This window comes from Collimonas silvisoli (assembly GCF_018305005.1).
GTDB classification, from domain to species: domain Bacteria; phylum Pseudomonadota; class Gammaproteobacteria; order Burkholderiales; family Burkholderiaceae_D; genus Collimonas; species Collimonas silvisoli.
On record NZ_JAGQEG010000119.1, the window covers coordinates 1 to 15,948 of the forward strand.

Here is a 15,948-nt window from a genome sequence, read left to right on the forward strand (position 1 = left end):
TCCCGGCATCCGCTTCCTTCAAGATCCCAATAATCTGCTCTTCCGTAAATCTCGATTTCTTCATGACTAGCTCTCCATCAGCACAGTCACTAACTTTACATTGGGATACTCTGGAGGGGTAAGGTCAATTTTCCTAAAGCCGATACGGCAATATGGTATGTCGTTTCTCCTAGTCATCCTTTGATCCGCCAGCGGCTTGGCGGAATCGTGCTTGAACAATTTCAGGCCAATTCCACCATCTGCACTGCAGCGAGTCGTTTCGGACTTAAATCCTGTCGTGATAAACCGCGTTATACGTTGCTGGACTTGCTGGACGGTCCTGGGTGTTAGCCTACGATACAGAAGGTAGCGAGAGGCTTGAAAGCCTTTACTGTATTGGATTTTCAATACCGATTGGAAATTTGTGTACTTACCTGTGTACTTAAAACAAAAAGTGCGTCGAGTTATCCACAGGGCGTAAAAAATCCCACTGCGAGGAATGGGCTGTGCTCTGGTGCACGGGAGCGCTTAAAATTCTGTGCCTGGTGGGGCGGCCGTTTGAGGAGCATCCGGATTTTTCGGGGACGTAACCTCTTCGATAGGCGAGTCAAAATTAAGCTTGTTTTGTCCTGGCTTAAGTGGGATCTCGTCAGGCCGTATGGTCGTTACCCCAAGTCTTGCTGCCTCGGCAATCATGTCATCGTCATCTGTATAAATGGCCGTAACACGATGCTGTCTTGCAATAGCGAGAATTTGCCTATCGACTTTTACTTGCTGCCAAGGAGCTTTGGTGGCGCCTTTCTTTTTACCCGAAGCAATGGCTCCACGATGAATGAGTGCTGTCTCGAACGCCGCGACTTCATCAAATGGCAGGATACGGACGGCACTCCGCTTTTTTAAAGTGCTGATAATGCCTGACGTTGCTATGTCCGTTCCGCATAAGAACTCCGCCCACGCGGGCGCCGGTATGCCGATGATTTCCTTGGCCGCAGCCAAGTCCCCGATCAGACCAACAAGACGCTCATACGTCCCATCTGTTTCTTCTGCAGTTGCTAGGGTAATAAGGACGTTTGCGTCGAATATTATCATCCAAGGCCTCGCATCTTTCGCCACTCTTGTAGGGGGTTATCCATTGTTTTCCAGCCGTTTCCTTGCACCGCTTTCAAGCTGGCCAATACTTCATCTATTGGTGCGGTATCAAGATCCTCCCACGTTTGAATGTGTAAGCTTTCGAGTTCCCAAGTACCGTCTCCACAGCGAACCCACTTCCCTGTGCCATGCACACGAATAGGATCTTCCAAATAATGTTTGGATAAGGCTTTTGCGTTCGCCGCGCCACGAATCTGGCAGTTAATGACCTTGCCTTCTTGATCTTTCAGGGTCACAGGAATAGTTTCATCCTTGCCGCCGATCTTGATGACTACACCATCGACTGTTGTTGGCTGCGAAATCGTATATGTTTCCGGGATCTGAGCTTTTCTACCGGGAAACTCAAGAACTTTTCCTCCACTGACACGACTGATTGATCCTACTGCGTTGTCGCTACGGAGCAGCTCATCGAGAGCTTTGTAAGCCTTCTTTACATCGGGGATAGCATCTCCGTTATTGACGCTCTGAAGCCTCCGGAAAACTTTTGGGTAGGCGGGTTCTTCCACCACCACCTGAAGAATCGCGCTTCCTTTCTTCAGCTTGGAGAAATGTACCTGGTCTTCGCTACCGTAAAGGGTGGCGAGTTCGGCCAGATAGGCGGCCAGACGTGCCATTGGCAACGTTTCCGGCGTAAAAACGTCGATTCGAAAGGTAAGTATTTCCTGTGTATCCATAATATTGCACCTCGTTTGCTCAATTATAGACTTTTCATCGTCCGCCCTTACGACAACGCTTTGACTTTCCCCGTCGACGCATCACTGCAATCACTGCATCCGCCTGATTGAACGGGCGGGAGGGCGCGAGGAGAAAACCTCTCGCGCCAGATTTCCACAAAAGTGGGGCGTTAATCCGACTCATATGACGGCCCCATGCGGCCTTCAGCCGTTTTTTCCTTGGAGACCCGCATAGAATGGAGGGCATTTTTTTGTGTCCCGGTGTTGTCCCGGCATTGTCCCAGTATATCTATATATTTACTGGGACAAATAAAGTCTTTGCTTTCATAGACTTATCGCGGTTTTTTAGTCTGTCCCGGTGTCCCGGTGAATTTTTACCTGTCTGGCAATTCGTCGCTATGTTTCCCACTCTGACGACCTCAGCGACCAGTAATTCGATATCTTCAGCGGTCGGGTTCTTCGAGCGATGTTTGACGGTCGCGGGGATTGTGCCAAGGATGGCGCTGATTTTTTGGTCGCTGCTGGCCAGGTATCATCTCCAGCAGCGGGGCCGGCGCCAACTCGCGACGGACACTACCATTGCCGATACTGAGGCGTGTTAGTCCGTGTGCGGAAGGTGGGCTGAGAAGACTTGGAAACGATGGGACGGCCACCATTTGCATACCGGCATGCCGAATGTCCCGAGCGTCTCGAATGTCTCGAATGTCCCGGGTGTATCGAGTGTCCCCGCATGATTGCATTTCGATTCGTTCGTGACGCTGTGTAGCGCGTGGATCTCACCGACCAGGCGCAGCGGTAGCGACATCAGTTCAGTTTTTGCCGCGACAACATGATCGGCCCAGGCGCGCTCAAACAGCGTGGCCGGCGCCAGCTGTCCGAGTCGCTCGGCGAGATCGACCTCCATCACGTCGGCCTTGAGACGGTCCAGCCGGTCGCGCGGCGATTCGCAGGCGCGCCGCAGGATTTCGAGATCGATCATCCACTTGATGACCTTGGCGGTGTCATACCATTTTCGGAACCGCGGCCGCCGTTCACCTCGAAAGGGAACGTCGGATCCTTTTGCCACTCGGTGAAAGATCGCTCGGAAACGCCGACAATTTTGGACAGGTCCCGCTTGTTGACTAGCTTGGCCATGCCGTATTGCCCTGTGATTAAAAAGGAAGGAAGCGTAGGCAACCTTCAGCTAGAGAAGAAACGCGGCGCGCAATGCCCGTGGTTCAGAAATGCCCAGGAGGGACCCGTTCGCCCTCGGGTTCGATGCGCCGTTGACCTTCATCGTCTCGCGGATGCCATGGCGGTCGCGAGCGCCGCACTGAACTCGGCATTGAAGCCGGCATTGATGAACCGCTGCGCACACGCCCGACAGCCGAGGTGCTGCTTGATTGGCCGCGCATCGGTGAAGCGGATCAACAACTTCGATGGTCAGTGCGATTGCCGCCGCTGTCCCTTGCGGCCAGCTAGCGGCGCAGTCGCCATCGGGCGCTCCGATAGGCTGATCCGACAATACTCAACCCATATCATCAATAAAACCCCCGAATACAGCCGGTTGCTCAGGACTGATGACAACGCCAGCCAGGCGGAAATCAGCATCCTCACCGACGATGCCGAGGCCAGCAAGAACTGCATGCGCGCCCTCGAAATCGCACACGAAGATCGCTGGTTAACGCGTAACCCAGCATTCAAACCACCACTTTTTTTGCCGGGACGCCGGGACAGCATGTCAAATCGTCCGGAGAGCCTTACTGGTATTGGGTTCCCCTGTCCCGGGAAACTGTCCCGGTAAGCTAAAAAGCCCCCGGGACAGCCGGGACAAATACCGTATTTCATTGGTAATTTTGCAATTAATACGGCAAAATGCAGCGCGAAACCATTTCATGCCGCCCCCGCCCAGCTCCGGCGGCGCACCTGCTCACGCTTCAGCTCCGACAATTCCCGGCTTGAATCGATAGCATCGAACAGCCCCTAAGCCGGGCAGGCGCTCTTTGCGGGTTGCGCTCGCTTTATCGCCTTCCCCCTCTGTCATTAGAAAGCCGCGTTCGATTAGCAGGCGCGTAACTGTTTTCGGGTTGAAGCCTTTGCATATCTCATCCCTGAATACTCCAGGCAATACAAAGTATTCCTGTTCACTGCATTCAGCATCCGCCGGATGCATCGTATCGCCGTAAGCTTTGTGATGGTCCGCGTTGGAACTGATGGGTGAGCCGCTTCCCGTCAACAGGCGCTTGAACCCAGCCCGTTTGATCGTATTGGGCTTATGATCATCGGTAGCTCTATGCCACCAAACAAATCGTGACTCGCCATGTTCCTGGAAGAAGCCACTGACCTGTCGGATGATAGAGGTGTGCTCCACATTGCCAGCACCGCCGCGCCCATCGAGCCACGCCGCAAAGCAGACACGGGCCGCCGCCACCGCTTGCCCTTTTTCCCATCCCGTAATACCTGCACCCGTTGCCAGTTCGCCAGCCACACCAACCAGGGCAAACCGTGCAGCAACCCGAAAGACTTGGCCGTGTGAGTCAGCCGGACACATATCACGCGCCAACGTATTGACACGCGATCGCAGCGCCTCACCTAGCTTGGCCGCGTGTGACACCGCCCATTCGATGAACGCCATTCCCGCCACACCGTAATACTGCTGCGACATGCTCACCAGATGATCGGACAATGCCGCACCGCTGGCAAAGTCGTGCAGCGTGTCATATACGCCATAACCCTTGCCGGCATCAGCTGTGATATGCGCCATCCGGACATCGTGCCCGCCACGCGTCCCTTTGCCGGCCTCCGACATGTGATTAGCCAGGCTGACTTCACCATCCGACAGGAACAGCACCCGCCATGTATGCACCTTGCGTGCTGTTGCCGTCTGCGTCGCACGGCCCTTGCCGGTTTCATTGGCAAGCATGTACACCGTTTCGCCAACGACCTTTGGGTCGACCTGGGCGATCTCGTCCAGTAATAGCAATGCATCAGAATGCTGCGCCGCCACCATCTCCAACGAGTTGTCTGTCTGGCGCCAGTTGCGTGCATAATCCTTGCCGCCGTAGACTGAGCCGGCCACCTTAAATGCGGTCGACTTACCGCTCGAGCTATCGCCCCAGATATGGAACCCGCCAGATGGAATGCCCGAGTGATACAGCAGCGGCGCGGCAAAGGCGGCACTGACACAAAACGCCATCCGCGGATTGCCCTGACACAGCGCAGCAACTTCATTTTTCCATTGCTCCAGGGTGCCACGCTGCTTGAATTGCGACACCACGCCGCCGGAAGACTGAAACATCACCTTTTCTTCGCCTTCGCCGATAGTGCTGTCGGGCAGCACATACACGTCATCATGCCAGCCGATCCGATCCGTGCAGCGCACACGCAGATCAGTTTTCTCTGTCTGGATATACACCGTAAGCTGATTCTTCGCTACGATACCCACGCCGATCTGCAACCCCATCGCTAGAAGTGTTGATCGGTATGTCGTGCCATCTCCGGCCAACATGCTGGAGGGCATCGCCCACCGCTTTGGCTTGCCGTCCGGATCGAGAAATTCAAGCAGATAACCCCATTCGCCATTCACGGTATCTCTCGATTTTGCTTTTACATGCAAGGGCGAGCAGATCCATTGTCCAGGCAGTGCCTCGCCCTGCTGGCTGAAGCCGTGAAACCAGACGCCCCGTTCATCCACATTAAAAAATGGCTTCGCATCCTTGTCGCCGCGAGCTGCTTTATCCTTCACTGGCGACTTTCTCTTGGTTTGGTTCTTACCGGCCGGTTGACTAGCTGGCTTCAAATCCGCAGCCGGCGGTTCCACTGCATTCGCGGCCTCGATCACAGCGGTGATTTGCATCCGTACCACGTTCACGCCGCTGGCAACAGACAAATCATTAAAGTCGGAGCCACCATCCGGCAGATCAACTGGCTTGCACCAGTGGCCACGCTCAGCCTTGGCCGCATTGACCGCCGCGGCGACGCCTGGATTCTTGCCGGTTTTGGCATCGGTCTCGCGGTCGTCGTCAGCGCAGATCAAAAATTTGGCTTCCGGGTGCATTTTGCGCATGGCAGCGGCCACATGCCGGATATTGCCCTCATTGAAGGCCACTACCACCGCGTACCCCGTTGCTTGGTGCAACGTTGCCGCTGTTGCGTAGCCTTCAGCAATCAGCAACCAGCCAGAGGCGGCGACATCACCAATAATATGAAAGCAGCCCGATACCCGCCCACCGGTCGAGAACTTCTTGCTTCCATTGGAAAATATCTCCTGCACGCTCCAAAGCTTGCCAGCAGCGTCACGCAACGGCACCAGCAGCACATTGCCCGCATACCGCACTCCATAACCATCAACCGCCTTACGAACCAGGTAGGCCGATGCGCCCGAATCTGCGGCCGCCGCCCACGCCTGCACTGCTTCGTCCGCTGCCGCCGCTTGCTTGCTTTCCAACTCAGCCGCCGCTGCGCTATCGCGCTCGGTGCGCTCTCGCTGAATACGCACCTTGTCAGCCGCAGACAATGGCACAGCTGGCACGTATTGCTTTGGATTGAACCCGTATTTCTTAGCCTCTGCAATCAACGTCGCAATCGTCACAGCACCTGTCTTGAAACTCTTCCAGACCGCCTTAACATCCTTGGCACTGTAGCTCGCAGAATTTTCGCTCCAAGTGTCAAACAACTCAAAGCCGCTTTCATCAAACTCGGATTTAAGCGCCATGCCGATGCGTAACCACAGATCACGATCATCAGCAGGAATGAGTGCCAACGCGGCACGGGCCGCATCCATCGTTACCGGCGAGTTATTTTGTGCGGTCATAAGGTTGCGCCCTTCGCAGTGTCAATCACGCGGGAAGGCAAGCGGGAGACGGACGGCTTGAACTTGCCGCCTCGCCGCGATTCAGAGCGTGATTCGAAACGTACACTGGCATTGCCGTAAGCGACCAGCGAGTCCGATGGAAGAGTTTGGATTGTGCTCATCATGCATGACCGTCGGTCAACGCCGTAGCGAGAAAATCGGCTGCTTTTTTCATATTTGATGCGGGTGGGATAGCGGCATTTCAGCCTGAAGATGGGCAATCTTGTGTATAACCAGTAAACGTTCTGCACCGTTAAGTCATCGCCCATGGATATGTTCTTGATTTGGTTTGAATAAGAACCCGCCTAGATCGCACGGGTTCATCTCTCAATGGAGGCACCATGCTTTACCAGCTATTGATTCCTACCAAGCCAGGTGTCCATTGGCCGGCAGAGGCGGGGCGCTCGCCATCCGCATGTCCCTCGTAACTCACTTTGGGTTGAGGGCCTTCTCGCAAGGGCCGGGGATTGGCCCGATAATCTTGAATATTTGCTGGCAGCGGGTCTGTCGGATGCAGGAATCGATATGCATCTTCTTTGGATCGCCCATCAACGTACTTGGCCATGCCTCTGATTACAAGGTTGGCGGCCTCCGATGCAGGTAAGGCGACCGTCTCTCCGCGAGCGACCCAGTTATCGTCGACCAATTCCATTAATCCGGTGGCGGCGTTAATTTTGAAAGTAGGGATGGATATCATTCCATGGATTACTTCAATAACATCTTTCTTTCCAGCCGCCATAAGTTTGGGTACTTCATACGACGCGCATGGACAACCTGCCGCTCGAAGGCCCTCGATATTTTTGACCATCTCCGCTTGCGAGAACGTGACATTTCTCTCGTCGGCCCACCACGGCAGAAAATAGCTGCTTTCAAATCCAGGGAGATATTGTGAAGATATTTCCTCCTCCTTTAAGAGCGAGTGTTGCCAGCGCACCCGCAAACCTGTTGAGCGAATGTCGGACAGTACCGCGATTCCCCGGCCAGGGAATTTTTCGTTATGGGATGGCTGCAAGACATGACGCCAAGTCTTTTCGCTGGCAACCATCGTTTCAACAGCAGTACGCATCGACTCGATGGCGGAAAAATACTGCTCCTGAGCACTATCATGGCGGGCCATGATCTCGGTGACAACTGCCGCTTCCAACTGTTCATTGGTCGTTTTGATCTGCGCGACGGCTAGAGCAATTCGATCCCGAATGATAGGAAGTGCTACGCTGGCGTCACGGCCATCTTCTCGAGCCTTGGCGCTAGCCTTCTCAGCTTTTGAAATTTCAAGATCAATGCTGCTGATATCAGGTTGACGCCTGTCGATGAATGCGTTGGCGGCCTCTATTGATCGCTTGTTCTTCAATGCATCAATATGGACATGTTGACTGCCAGCGGCCGAGATCACCTCTTCACAGCGGGTAATTTCGCTATTGAGGAAGTCGATGTCCGATTGGCATTCGGCTGCTTTTTTTGCAAAAGCAGAAATGAGAGAGAGGTTTCCTGATGTCAGTTGGTCCGAATTTACTTGGTTTTTTGGGGCGATATTAGTCATGATTTTTTCTATAAGTTTGATTAAATTTCACTGGGACGTTTTTTTACCTGTTGCCGCACTATCGGACTCCATCGGCGGGTAAGAAGAAAAGCCATACTCGGCAAGTGCTTGCCCTGCGCTCATCGGCCTGCACCCGGATTGGCCGGTACGTCCGCTGGCGCCGGTTGAAAAACAGTTGGCTGCGGGTAGAAGGCTTCTGGAGGCATGATCACCAGGTCGGCCGTCGTGCCACTTTCTTCGTTACGCGAATACGTGACTTCGCTGATGATCCAGTTCGCGTCCTGGAGCTTCAATCTCGGCAGCGATACTCGAACAAGCGTGTTCGGAGCCCACAATTGACCGTCCTTATCACGCCAGCTATCGGTAGTGAGGTGCAATTGATTGGATCGCCCAAAACGTCGGACAGCCTCCCATTCCACCCGTTTTTTTGCTACGGTAAAATCGCTATCACCAGACTCCGCGATAATGATTCTGTTACGACAGCGGCGCACGTTGTCGTCGATCGCCGAGGCGACCAAATTCCCGAGATCTCCCAGATCACTGAGTACATCCATCGATTGGATAAATGCCTCGTACTCGAAAAACCGCTGATCCATCGAATAGGCGATCGAGGCGGACTGGACATTTTCGCCTTGTGTGAAGCCGCTAGCGGCTTGCTTTGTCCCTACCCGCGATAAAACGAGATTGCCGTCGGTATCGTCGTAAGCCAGCAATGCCGAATAACGGCACATGCGCTCAATGATATCGAACGGTGGCTCGCCCAAATTCAGGTTAAATTGCGGAATAGGTAGCCCGACATCTGCAGTCGCACTGACGGTAATGCCATATGGATGCGCGAGCTTTTGCGCAACGCCCAACACCGATGAACCGCTGATCTGACCGCCGGGCCATTGCGCCGAGCAATCTACCAAGTCGGCACATTTGCTCCTACCTACTACGCGGATCGAGTGCTGTCCTTCCGAGAAGCTCGGAATAAAACGATCCACGTAGCCGGTGATCACGAGGTCTTTACCGATCAGCACTTGACAGGTATCGCCGGCCTCGATGACGAAGGCACTCGCGTCACCCGGATACAATTCCGTCAACCCCAATTCAAAGTCGCTCGGGCATCGCTCTATGCCCCTCGTTACTCGGAGATCTGTCCAGCCGGACATCTCCCTGTCGCCAATAATTAGCTTAAGTTCATCAAGCATTGCATTCCTTTATCATAGTGGTCTGGATTTCCTTTCGGCGGGATGCGGTAGATGCCGCAAGGATTGGTTGTGGCAATAACTGCCGATTGCGAGCGCACAAAATGGCTTTGGCGGTCACAAATTCCGTACCGGCCACGCGGGCAATTTCAAAAGCAATTTCGCCGCATGGCTTGCAAATTTTTGGCGCTCGGATATGCCAGTGGCTAAAGCGATGACCGCATACGACGCATTGCCGCATCTTTTTGTGATCGGTCATGCATCGGCCTCCAGCATTGATCCGATGTGCAAAATAAGAACTCGCATCATCATCACCTCGTTAAACTAGGTGCTTTGTTTGATGAGAGCTTGGATGTCTTCCGCCTTCCAGGCGGTTACCCGCTCAGAAAGCTTATGCCCTTGCGGGAATTTCCCGGACTTAACGCCGGCCCACCAAGTTGATTTACTGACTGGGAAAAATCTGAGAACAACCGGCAAGCGAATGAAGCCGGTTTGAGGGAGAGAATCAAACATAATTTGCACCTATCCGAACCAATCGAACCGCGTTGGACTAGATAAAGTCCGTTGCGTATGGTGCTCATTACAAATGAAGATGGATACGAATGAAATTAGGGAAACTAGGGATTAAATTAGGGAGTTGAGTATAGACGGTAGTGCCCCGTGCACTCCCTTCCCTAGTTATGCCGGCTATTTAACGGCCGGATTGAAATATTCCGAAAAAAGAGAACGATAAAAATCACCTGACCGCGAGCCTTTTTTAAATGCACAAAATCCTTTGATGTATTCATTGAATGTATTTTCCGTTCCTACATCAAGGTCAGCATCGAATTTTATTGCTAATTCCCACAGATCTTTTCTTATGCCTGGCATGAATTTTGGATCAAATTCTTTCCCTTCCTTTTCGGCGCGCTTCGCTATTTCGGCAATAAGACCGATAAGCGCAGAGACAAATTTAATTGATGCTTTGCCCGTCTTTTCGGATCCACTATTCGTGATTAGCATTGAAGTACCAAGTTCCGTTCCGTTTTTCGTCCGCTCTTCGGTAATCCAATTTATATATTGCAGTAGCTCCTGGCGATCTACCCGCACGTCACCGAGACCAATGGTCATGTTCGGCGTCACGGCACATCCAATTGTTGCCGCCCAAAATTCGACAAATTCTTCGGTCGCTGGTATGTGCTCCCAGGTGTCAATGGTATGGTCTGATGTCACTATTCTCACAGCCGCCGGCGACACTGATTCCGTTTTTATTTCTCCAAGTAAAACCAATTGTTTTGCGCACTCTTCGCTAACCTGAAAGATTTCGCCGGCGGCCAATGGCTGGAGCGCCGCAGATTTCTGTTCAGGTGTCAGTTCAGGGAATTTATGCCCAGGGAAAATATTCTTTAGGAAATCATGGTTTTCCGCTTGGACTGTCCCATATTGTTGAGCGACAGCGTAAATTTTTAGTGGATATTTGGCGCCTTCATATTGGATGTATCCCGCTTTCAAAATATCGTTGACGGCCTTCTGCCCTCCGAGCTCCTTCGCGCAAATTTGAGCTGCATCATCCAACGTAATCCAATCTCCAGATGCGTTATCGTAGTATTCCATCATGCGTCCCTTCGACGCCCCTATAGAGGAAGTCATGCCAACGCGGTAAGGGTTCCCGCGATTTCGGCTGGCCGGCCTAGGCATGACTAAACTGGTACTGCTGCGGCCATGTCTTCTGGGCCGCCCGATTTGTAGACGATTATCCGCGATATTCTTTCACCCTAGATGCTACAAACGACGGGTTTAATGTCAGTCTAGCTACATCGCTGATTTCGGCTGTGGTCAGCTTGGCGGCATTTCATTTTCCGGTACGACATGAAGTCCGCCACGAACACCGCCAATTTTCGGGAACACCGCCACGTTATTTGTGTGGCGGTGTTCGGTATTTTTGGCGGTCTTCGGCAAAATCCATTGCCATCCTTCTTTCATTCCTGGCTTGTTTGCCTCGATCCCTAGATCCCGTTTTGCGCGCTCAATGGTCCGCCATGCATATCCGGCGCCGTGCGCATCCGCCTTAATTTGTTTGGTCGGTAGCGGCCCGTCGGCTAGCAGATCAGTAAGGAACTGTTCGGCGTCCTGACGCTCGTTTCCGCCCTCGCTATCGCCATGCTCGACGTCACCAAGGATCTCGCGCGCTGTCCCCTCGATCGCGCCCTCCCACAAAACACGGGTTGCGACAATACCGCCAGTGATCTCGGTTACCTCCAGGTTGTAGGAGACGCCGCCATCGTCCGGCGCAATGTTCGACTTCGCCCTAGCCAGCACGCGCCGGCTGCCGTTCTCCTCTTTCGCAGCGACAAGCACCATGCGAGCGAGGGCACCGAAGGCCTGCGATCCGATAACCCGGTCCTGTGGCGACTTGCCGGCCCCGCCTTTCGCAAAGTGAGTGATGCCCAACACAGCGCAACCGTGGGCCTCAGCGAAATCAACTAGCACCTGGAGGCTGCGGCGTACGTCATTCGCCCGATGCATGTCTCCAGACACGGCACTGACAATCGGATCAACGATCAACAGGGAAACCCCGCCGATCAGTAATACGGCCTTATTCAGCTCGTGGATGTCCTGGGCCGGGTCAAATGGTAACTTCTCCCCATTTTCGGTAATGCCATCAATGAAGTGGCAGCGCCTCATATCGGCGCCGGAAGCAATGAGCCGCGGCGCGAGTGTATCGTCGGGGTTGTCTTCGCTCGACCAGATCAGGACATTGCCAGGCTTCACGCATGCGGCGCCGTCCGGCCAGCGGCCGCCAACTGTCAGAGTCGCCGCCAAGCTCAGCGCCAGCGTGGTCTTGCCAGTACCGGCCGTGCCCGCGAGAATAGTCAATTTTCCCGCCGGCAGCCAGCCGGACCACAACCAGGTGATGGCTTGTGGCTTGATGTCTGCACCACAACGCAGATTAACGGTCCGGTGGCTAACGAAGGCTTTCTCGATCATGTCACGCGCTGCCTTCGCATCTGGCTCTTCCGGCATTGCCTTAAACCCATTTATCGTATCGATCATATGAGCGTCCCTAATGTCCCGAGCGTCCCGGTCATGCCCCCACCAGTTTCAGAAAGGCCACACGATGAAAATCCAGATCAATGAGTTGCAGCCGGCGTGGTTTCGCTTGATAGATGGCGTTTGACAGATTCCGTATGGCGCCATATTTGGCGACGTGGCCTTTGTAGATCAGAATAACGTCCAAGCCGGCTACGCCGAGGCATTGCGCTGCAGTAGGCATTTGATCAAGACCAACCCCGATGGCATTCTGCTTGAGCGGGACAAATCCCAAACCAATCCAGATAATGCGATCGGCCGGCATTAGGCCCGCTGCGCGGAGTTCTTGGAGATCTGCAAGGGAACTCATAACGCAGCCACCAGGAACGTAAGCGCGCCGATCACCACCAGGCATATGCCAGGGTGACGCTCAAACCAATCGTTGGACTTTGGCAATAAACTCATTAGCCCGCCCTCTCCGATCCGTTGAGGCTATTTCTAATCGCCTCCGAAATCTCATAGGCCTCTTCTCCGAGTTGGTAGATGTTCCGGCCGAGAGCGGAAATAATTATCTCGGGACAATTCGCGTCCACACCGACATCAGTATCTTCGAGCTGAATGGCGATCTGGCGAACCGTCGAGCCAGCGCCCGTGATTTGGTAGATAAGTCCTTGAAGGCGCACCATAAGGGTGGCAACTGACAGAGGCGTATCCGCCATCATCGGTTTTGCGTCTGTGGATGATTTTTGATGTATTTCTCGCACGATGCTATTATTATTCGCAGCCATTTTTACTACTCCCGTTAGTGATTCTGGTTATGGTGGCAACGGTGTATCGAGCACCCTTGCCACCACTCTCCCTGATGCCGTCAGAGCGCGGATAAAAAATCTTCTGGCGCCGATCTACTGGCTGCCAATTGATAGCGGAAATCAAATATTTCCTGGTGTAAAAAAACTATACCGGTTGACGCGTTTAACCTTGCTGGTCAGATGTCTTTTCATTGCCAGCCGATTGCTCGGCCATTTTTTCTTTGAGAATTGCCACCATGCGGCCGTTCATAGATCTGTCATGCCGCTTCGCCTCCTTTTTTAGCCAGTCCCGGACATTGCGCGGGAGTCTTAATTGCAATTTCACATCCATAATCACTCCTTTTTAAAATGCCTTAAATTTAGAGGCGTTCTGAATTGTAAAGTGCCACCAAATTTAAGGCAACCACTTTTTTAGTGGCACTCATTCCGCTCTATAGATACAATCTGGCATGGCAAAACAAGACGACTACCTCAAGACAGCGATCAGACTTCCACGGCAACTGCATGCCCTGATTCTTGATGCGGCAAAGCAAAGCGGCCAATCCATAAACTCCGAGATGATCATCAGAATTCAGCAAAGCTTTGGTAAGAAAAATGATTCGCCGTTGTTACTTTCAATGGCAACGCAAATAGAGGTGCTGACTGAGAAGATTGATGCGCTTGTGAGTGAATTGGCCAGCAAGAAGTAGGTGGCAAGGGAAAAGCCTGCAGAGCTGCAAACTTTATTTTTTAAATTGAGCTCCCGAAATTCGGGAGTTCGCGATTAAAGCAGTTTTGCTGACATCTTTTTAATGTTCGCGGTCTTCTCACGCGAAGCTACCGATGGCGCCTTTGTTTTCACCGGCCGCGCAGCCTCCACGCGCGACGGTGCAACGCCCCCGGTAAATCCCATGCCCCAAAGACCGTAGGTTGATTTGGTGACGTCGCTACAATGCCCAAGTGCTGCCGATATGTCTCCGGTCGACATGCTGCCGCTGGCTTTCATGTCCGCCGCCGCCTGGTGCCTGAAACAGTAAGGTGTAACACTGGATGAGCGTGCCGGCCATTCTCGTTGGCCCGCCGCGCGCACGACCCCGCTGAAGGCCTTGGCGTCGCGGATCTGGACCGTCATCCCGTCGTTAACCAGTTTTTCGCTTATCAATCCGATGATGGACTGGACCAGCGGGGATTCACTATCGAGCGGCCAATAGAGCCGGCGCCATGGCTGGCCGGACTTCTCCGTGCTTTTTGAGCCTTTGATCAGCACCACCAGCTCGGCGTCCTCAATCGCCAGGTGAACGCCGGTTACCAATTCATCCGGCCGGCACCCGGTCACCGCAGCCACCAAGGCGGCTGTGGCATAGTTTGGTAACCTCTTGATGATCCTCTCGCGCCAATCGGCCGGCAGACCCTTCATGTCCATGCGCTTGCCGTGCCGATTCTTGCGTCCCTCCTTGGGAATGGCCGGCGCTTCGTGGACCGTCTGCAGCAGCGCCGCCCAATGTCCGATCGCGCGTACCGACTGCCCCCACTCCGTCCATCGTGAATCATCAGGTGCCACCCCGCGGAGTGAGCGCCGCAACTGGTCCTGCTGATGAAGAAGTCGCTCAATCAAATCCCGACTCGCATGCGTGATCGCCGCTTTCCGGCTGAACCATGTCGCCACCTTCCTCATGTCCATGGCGGCCGCGACCAGCGATTGCGGCGTCTGCCCCGCTGCAAATAGCCGCTGCATTGCGCGCACATAGCCCGCTTTCGTTTTGTCGTTTGCGTTGCTTTTCGGAATCGCTAGGAGCAACGATCGCGCGTTTTTAATGATGTCGAAGCTCTGCTGCATGCTGCTCTCCTGCTGTCCCCGGCCGCTACGCAGCCTCGATAGGGCGCGTCATACAATCAGCCTCGCTTCGTAAGTCAGATCGCATGCCACACCCCCCATTCTTCGCAGTACGCACAATGTCGTGCGTACAGGTGCGAAGAATGGGTAAGACCAGCGTTATTTTGGTCGGGAAGATGGCACGTGGGCATTGCCCCAATCGGCGCCGGGAATGTCCTTATCCCTCGCCAGCTGCTCGAAGATCGCACCACCGCGCTTGAAATAACAGTGGACATCTTGCGCGGGGCGATAGTCCATTTTCAAGACCGCGATGCAGTCATTGAAAATGTCCCGATCAAGATTGCGAAGCTCGGTCAAGTTGAACGGGAAGCGTCGGCCGTTGTACAAGCCGAGCAAAAAGGCGGCGACCTTGCGCGGCTGACCGGAATCACGGTGCGCAATATCAAGGAGACGCACAAGCGCCGCTTCGCCCTCCGGCTGAACCGCTAGCTCGCGATCGAACAGATTAACCAATTCATGGTCATCCATTGCGACCTCCTCGGAGGATGGGGGAAGGCGTCTTGCTCAACTTGATGCGCCCATCGAGCCAGGCTTGAATGTCTGACTCAAGCCAGCCGACCGCCCGAGGTCCGAGCGAAACGGAGGCTGGAAATTCTCCATTTTTCATCGCCTTGTACAACGAGCTGCGTCCGATACCCGTAATTTCCCTTACGCGGCCGAGGCGCAAGATTTTGTGTGAACTACTCATATTGCCGATTCCTTTTCCAAGTCTCGGCAGAGCGACACACGCGGGCTGCAGCAAGACTGACTTGCCGACGCTTGCGCATGGTGTATGATCCAGCCAACTACTGTCCAGTAGCTGTTTATGGGCTCTGCCTGTGAACTGCGCAGGCCGGGTGGTCTAAACACCCGGGCCGCGCTCCTTTCCAAACGTACTGTCCGATTTTCACGGTC

The 15,948-nt window shown here is 53.8% G+C and carries 18 protein-coding genes; 2 read left to right on the forward strand and 16 right to left on the reverse strand.

Annotation, left to right across the window (positions count from 1 at the left end):
* Window positions 1-507 precede the first annotated feature (507 nt).
* The 3 genes from KHU33_RS23035 to KHU33_RS23045 form a co-directional block, all read right to left on the reverse strand.
* Window positions 508-1,068 carry a type II toxin-antitoxin system VapC family toxin gene (locus KHU33_RS23035; RefSeq protein WP_211467293.1) on the reverse strand — a complete coding sequence of 187 codons (561 nt, stop codon included), beginning with the start codon at window positions 1,066-1,068 and terminating at the stop codon, window positions 508-510.
* On the reverse strand, window positions 1,065-1,802 hold the full coding sequence (locus KHU33_RS23040; protein WP_211467295.1) for a hypothetical protein: 738 nt from the start codon (window positions 1,800-1,802) through the stop codon (window positions 1,065-1,067). Before KHU33_RS23040 ends, KHU33_RS23035 begins: the two co-directional genes overlap by 4 nt.
* Window positions 1,803-2,400: 598 nt before the next feature.
* Complete coding sequence (locus KHU33_RS23045) at window positions 2,401-2,781, reverse strand: hypothetical protein (RefSeq protein WP_211467297.1); 381 nt, start codon at window positions 2,779-2,781, stop codon at window positions 2,401-2,403.
* A 312-nt stretch (window positions 2,782-3,093) separates the two neighbouring features.
* Between KHU33_RS23045 and KHU33_RS23050 the strand changes: the two genes are divergently transcribed.
* On the forward strand, window positions 3,094-3,585 hold the full coding sequence (locus KHU33_RS23050) for a hypothetical protein (protein ID WP_211467299.1): 492 nt from the start codon (window positions 3,094-3,096) through the stop codon (window positions 3,583-3,585).
* A 126-nt stretch (window positions 3,586-3,711) separates the two neighbouring features.
* Here KHU33_RS23050 and KHU33_RS23055 read toward each other — a convergent pair whose 3' ends face one another.
* From KHU33_RS23055 to KHU33_RS23100, 10 genes are all read right to left on the reverse strand, one after another.
* Entirely contained in the window at window positions 3,712-6,594 is a 2,883-nt protein-coding gene (locus KHU33_RS23055; RefSeq protein ID WP_230414501.1) for a DUF927 domain-containing protein, read from the reverse strand.
* A 385-nt stretch (window positions 6,595-6,979) separates the two neighbouring features.
* Complete coding sequence (locus KHU33_RS23060; protein ID WP_211467301.1) at window positions 6,980-8,173, reverse strand: hypothetical protein; 1,194 nt, start codon at window positions 8,171-8,173, stop codon at window positions 6,980-6,982.
* 119 nt (window positions 8,174-8,292) lie between these two features.
* Window positions 8,293-9,366, reverse strand: coding sequence for a phage baseplate assembly protein (locus KHU33_RS23065; RefSeq protein ID WP_211467303.1), 1,074 nt, complete (start codon window positions 9,364-9,366; stop codon window positions 8,293-8,295).
* Window positions 9,359-9,622, reverse strand: coding sequence for a hypothetical protein (locus tag KHU33_RS23070; protein WP_211467305.1), 264 nt, complete (start codon window positions 9,620-9,622; stop codon window positions 9,359-9,361). The genes KHU33_RS23065 and KHU33_RS23070 overlap by 8 nt, the downstream gene beginning before the upstream one ends.
* Window positions 9,623-9,687: 65 nt before the next feature.
* Window positions 9,688-9,876 (reverse strand): helix-turn-helix transcriptional regulator, encoded by a 189-nt coding sequence (locus KHU33_RS23075; protein ID WP_211467308.1) that lies wholly within the window; start codon window positions 9,874-9,876, stop codon window positions 9,688-9,690.
* Window positions 9,877-10,050: 174 nt separating this feature from the next.
* Complete coding sequence (locus tag KHU33_RS23080; protein WP_211467310.1) at window positions 10,051-10,959, reverse strand: hypothetical protein; 909 nt, start codon at window positions 10,957-10,959, stop codon at window positions 10,051-10,053.
* Window positions 10,960-11,178: 219 nt separating this feature from the next.
* Window positions 11,179-12,396 (reverse strand): AAA family ATPase, encoded by a 1,218-nt coding sequence (locus KHU33_RS23085; protein WP_211467312.1) that lies wholly within the window; start codon window positions 12,394-12,396, stop codon window positions 11,179-11,181.
* Window positions 12,397-12,427: 31 nt separating this feature from the next.
* On the reverse strand, window positions 12,428-12,697 hold the full coding sequence (locus KHU33_RS23090) for a hypothetical protein (protein WP_211467314.1): 270 nt from the start codon (window positions 12,695-12,697) through the stop codon (window positions 12,428-12,430).
* A gap of 139 nt (window positions 12,698-12,836) precedes the next feature.
* Window positions 12,837-13,160, reverse strand: a complete 324-nt coding sequence (locus KHU33_RS23095) for a hypothetical protein (RefSeq protein WP_211467316.1) — start codon at window positions 13,158-13,160, stop codon at window positions 12,837-12,839.
* 184 nt (window positions 13,161-13,344) lie between these two features.
* Window positions 13,345-13,512, reverse strand: a complete 168-nt coding sequence (locus tag KHU33_RS23100) for an Arc family DNA-binding protein (RefSeq protein WP_211467318.1) — start codon at window positions 13,510-13,512, stop codon at window positions 13,345-13,347.
* A 118-nt stretch (window positions 13,513-13,630) separates the two neighbouring features.
* Between KHU33_RS23100 and KHU33_RS23105 the strand changes: the two genes are divergently transcribed.
* Entirely contained in the window at window positions 13,631-13,870 is a 240-nt protein-coding gene (locus KHU33_RS23105) for an Arc family DNA-binding protein (protein WP_211467320.1), read from the forward strand.
* A gap of 74 nt (window positions 13,871-13,944) precedes the next feature.
* Here KHU33_RS23105 and KHU33_RS23110 read toward each other — a convergent pair whose 3' ends face one another.
* From KHU33_RS23110 to KHU33_RS23120, 3 genes are all read right to left on the reverse strand, one after another.
* Window positions 13,945-14,997, reverse strand: a complete 1,053-nt coding sequence (locus KHU33_RS23110; RefSeq protein WP_211467322.1) for a site-specific integrase — start codon at window positions 14,995-14,997, stop codon at window positions 13,945-13,947.
* Between the two features lie 156 nt (window positions 14,998-15,153).
* Window positions 15,154-15,522 carry a DUF7673 family protein gene (locus tag KHU33_RS23115; RefSeq protein ID WP_211467324.1) on the reverse strand — a complete coding sequence of 123 codons (369 nt, stop codon included), beginning with the start codon at window positions 15,520-15,522 and terminating at the stop codon, window positions 15,154-15,156.
* Complete coding sequence (locus KHU33_RS23120) at window positions 15,515-15,742, reverse strand: helix-turn-helix transcriptional regulator (RefSeq protein ID WP_211467326.1); 228 nt, start codon at window positions 15,740-15,742, stop codon at window positions 15,515-15,517. The genes KHU33_RS23115 and KHU33_RS23120 overlap by 8 nt, the downstream gene beginning before the upstream one ends.
* Window positions 15,743-15,948: the final 206 nt, after the last annotated feature.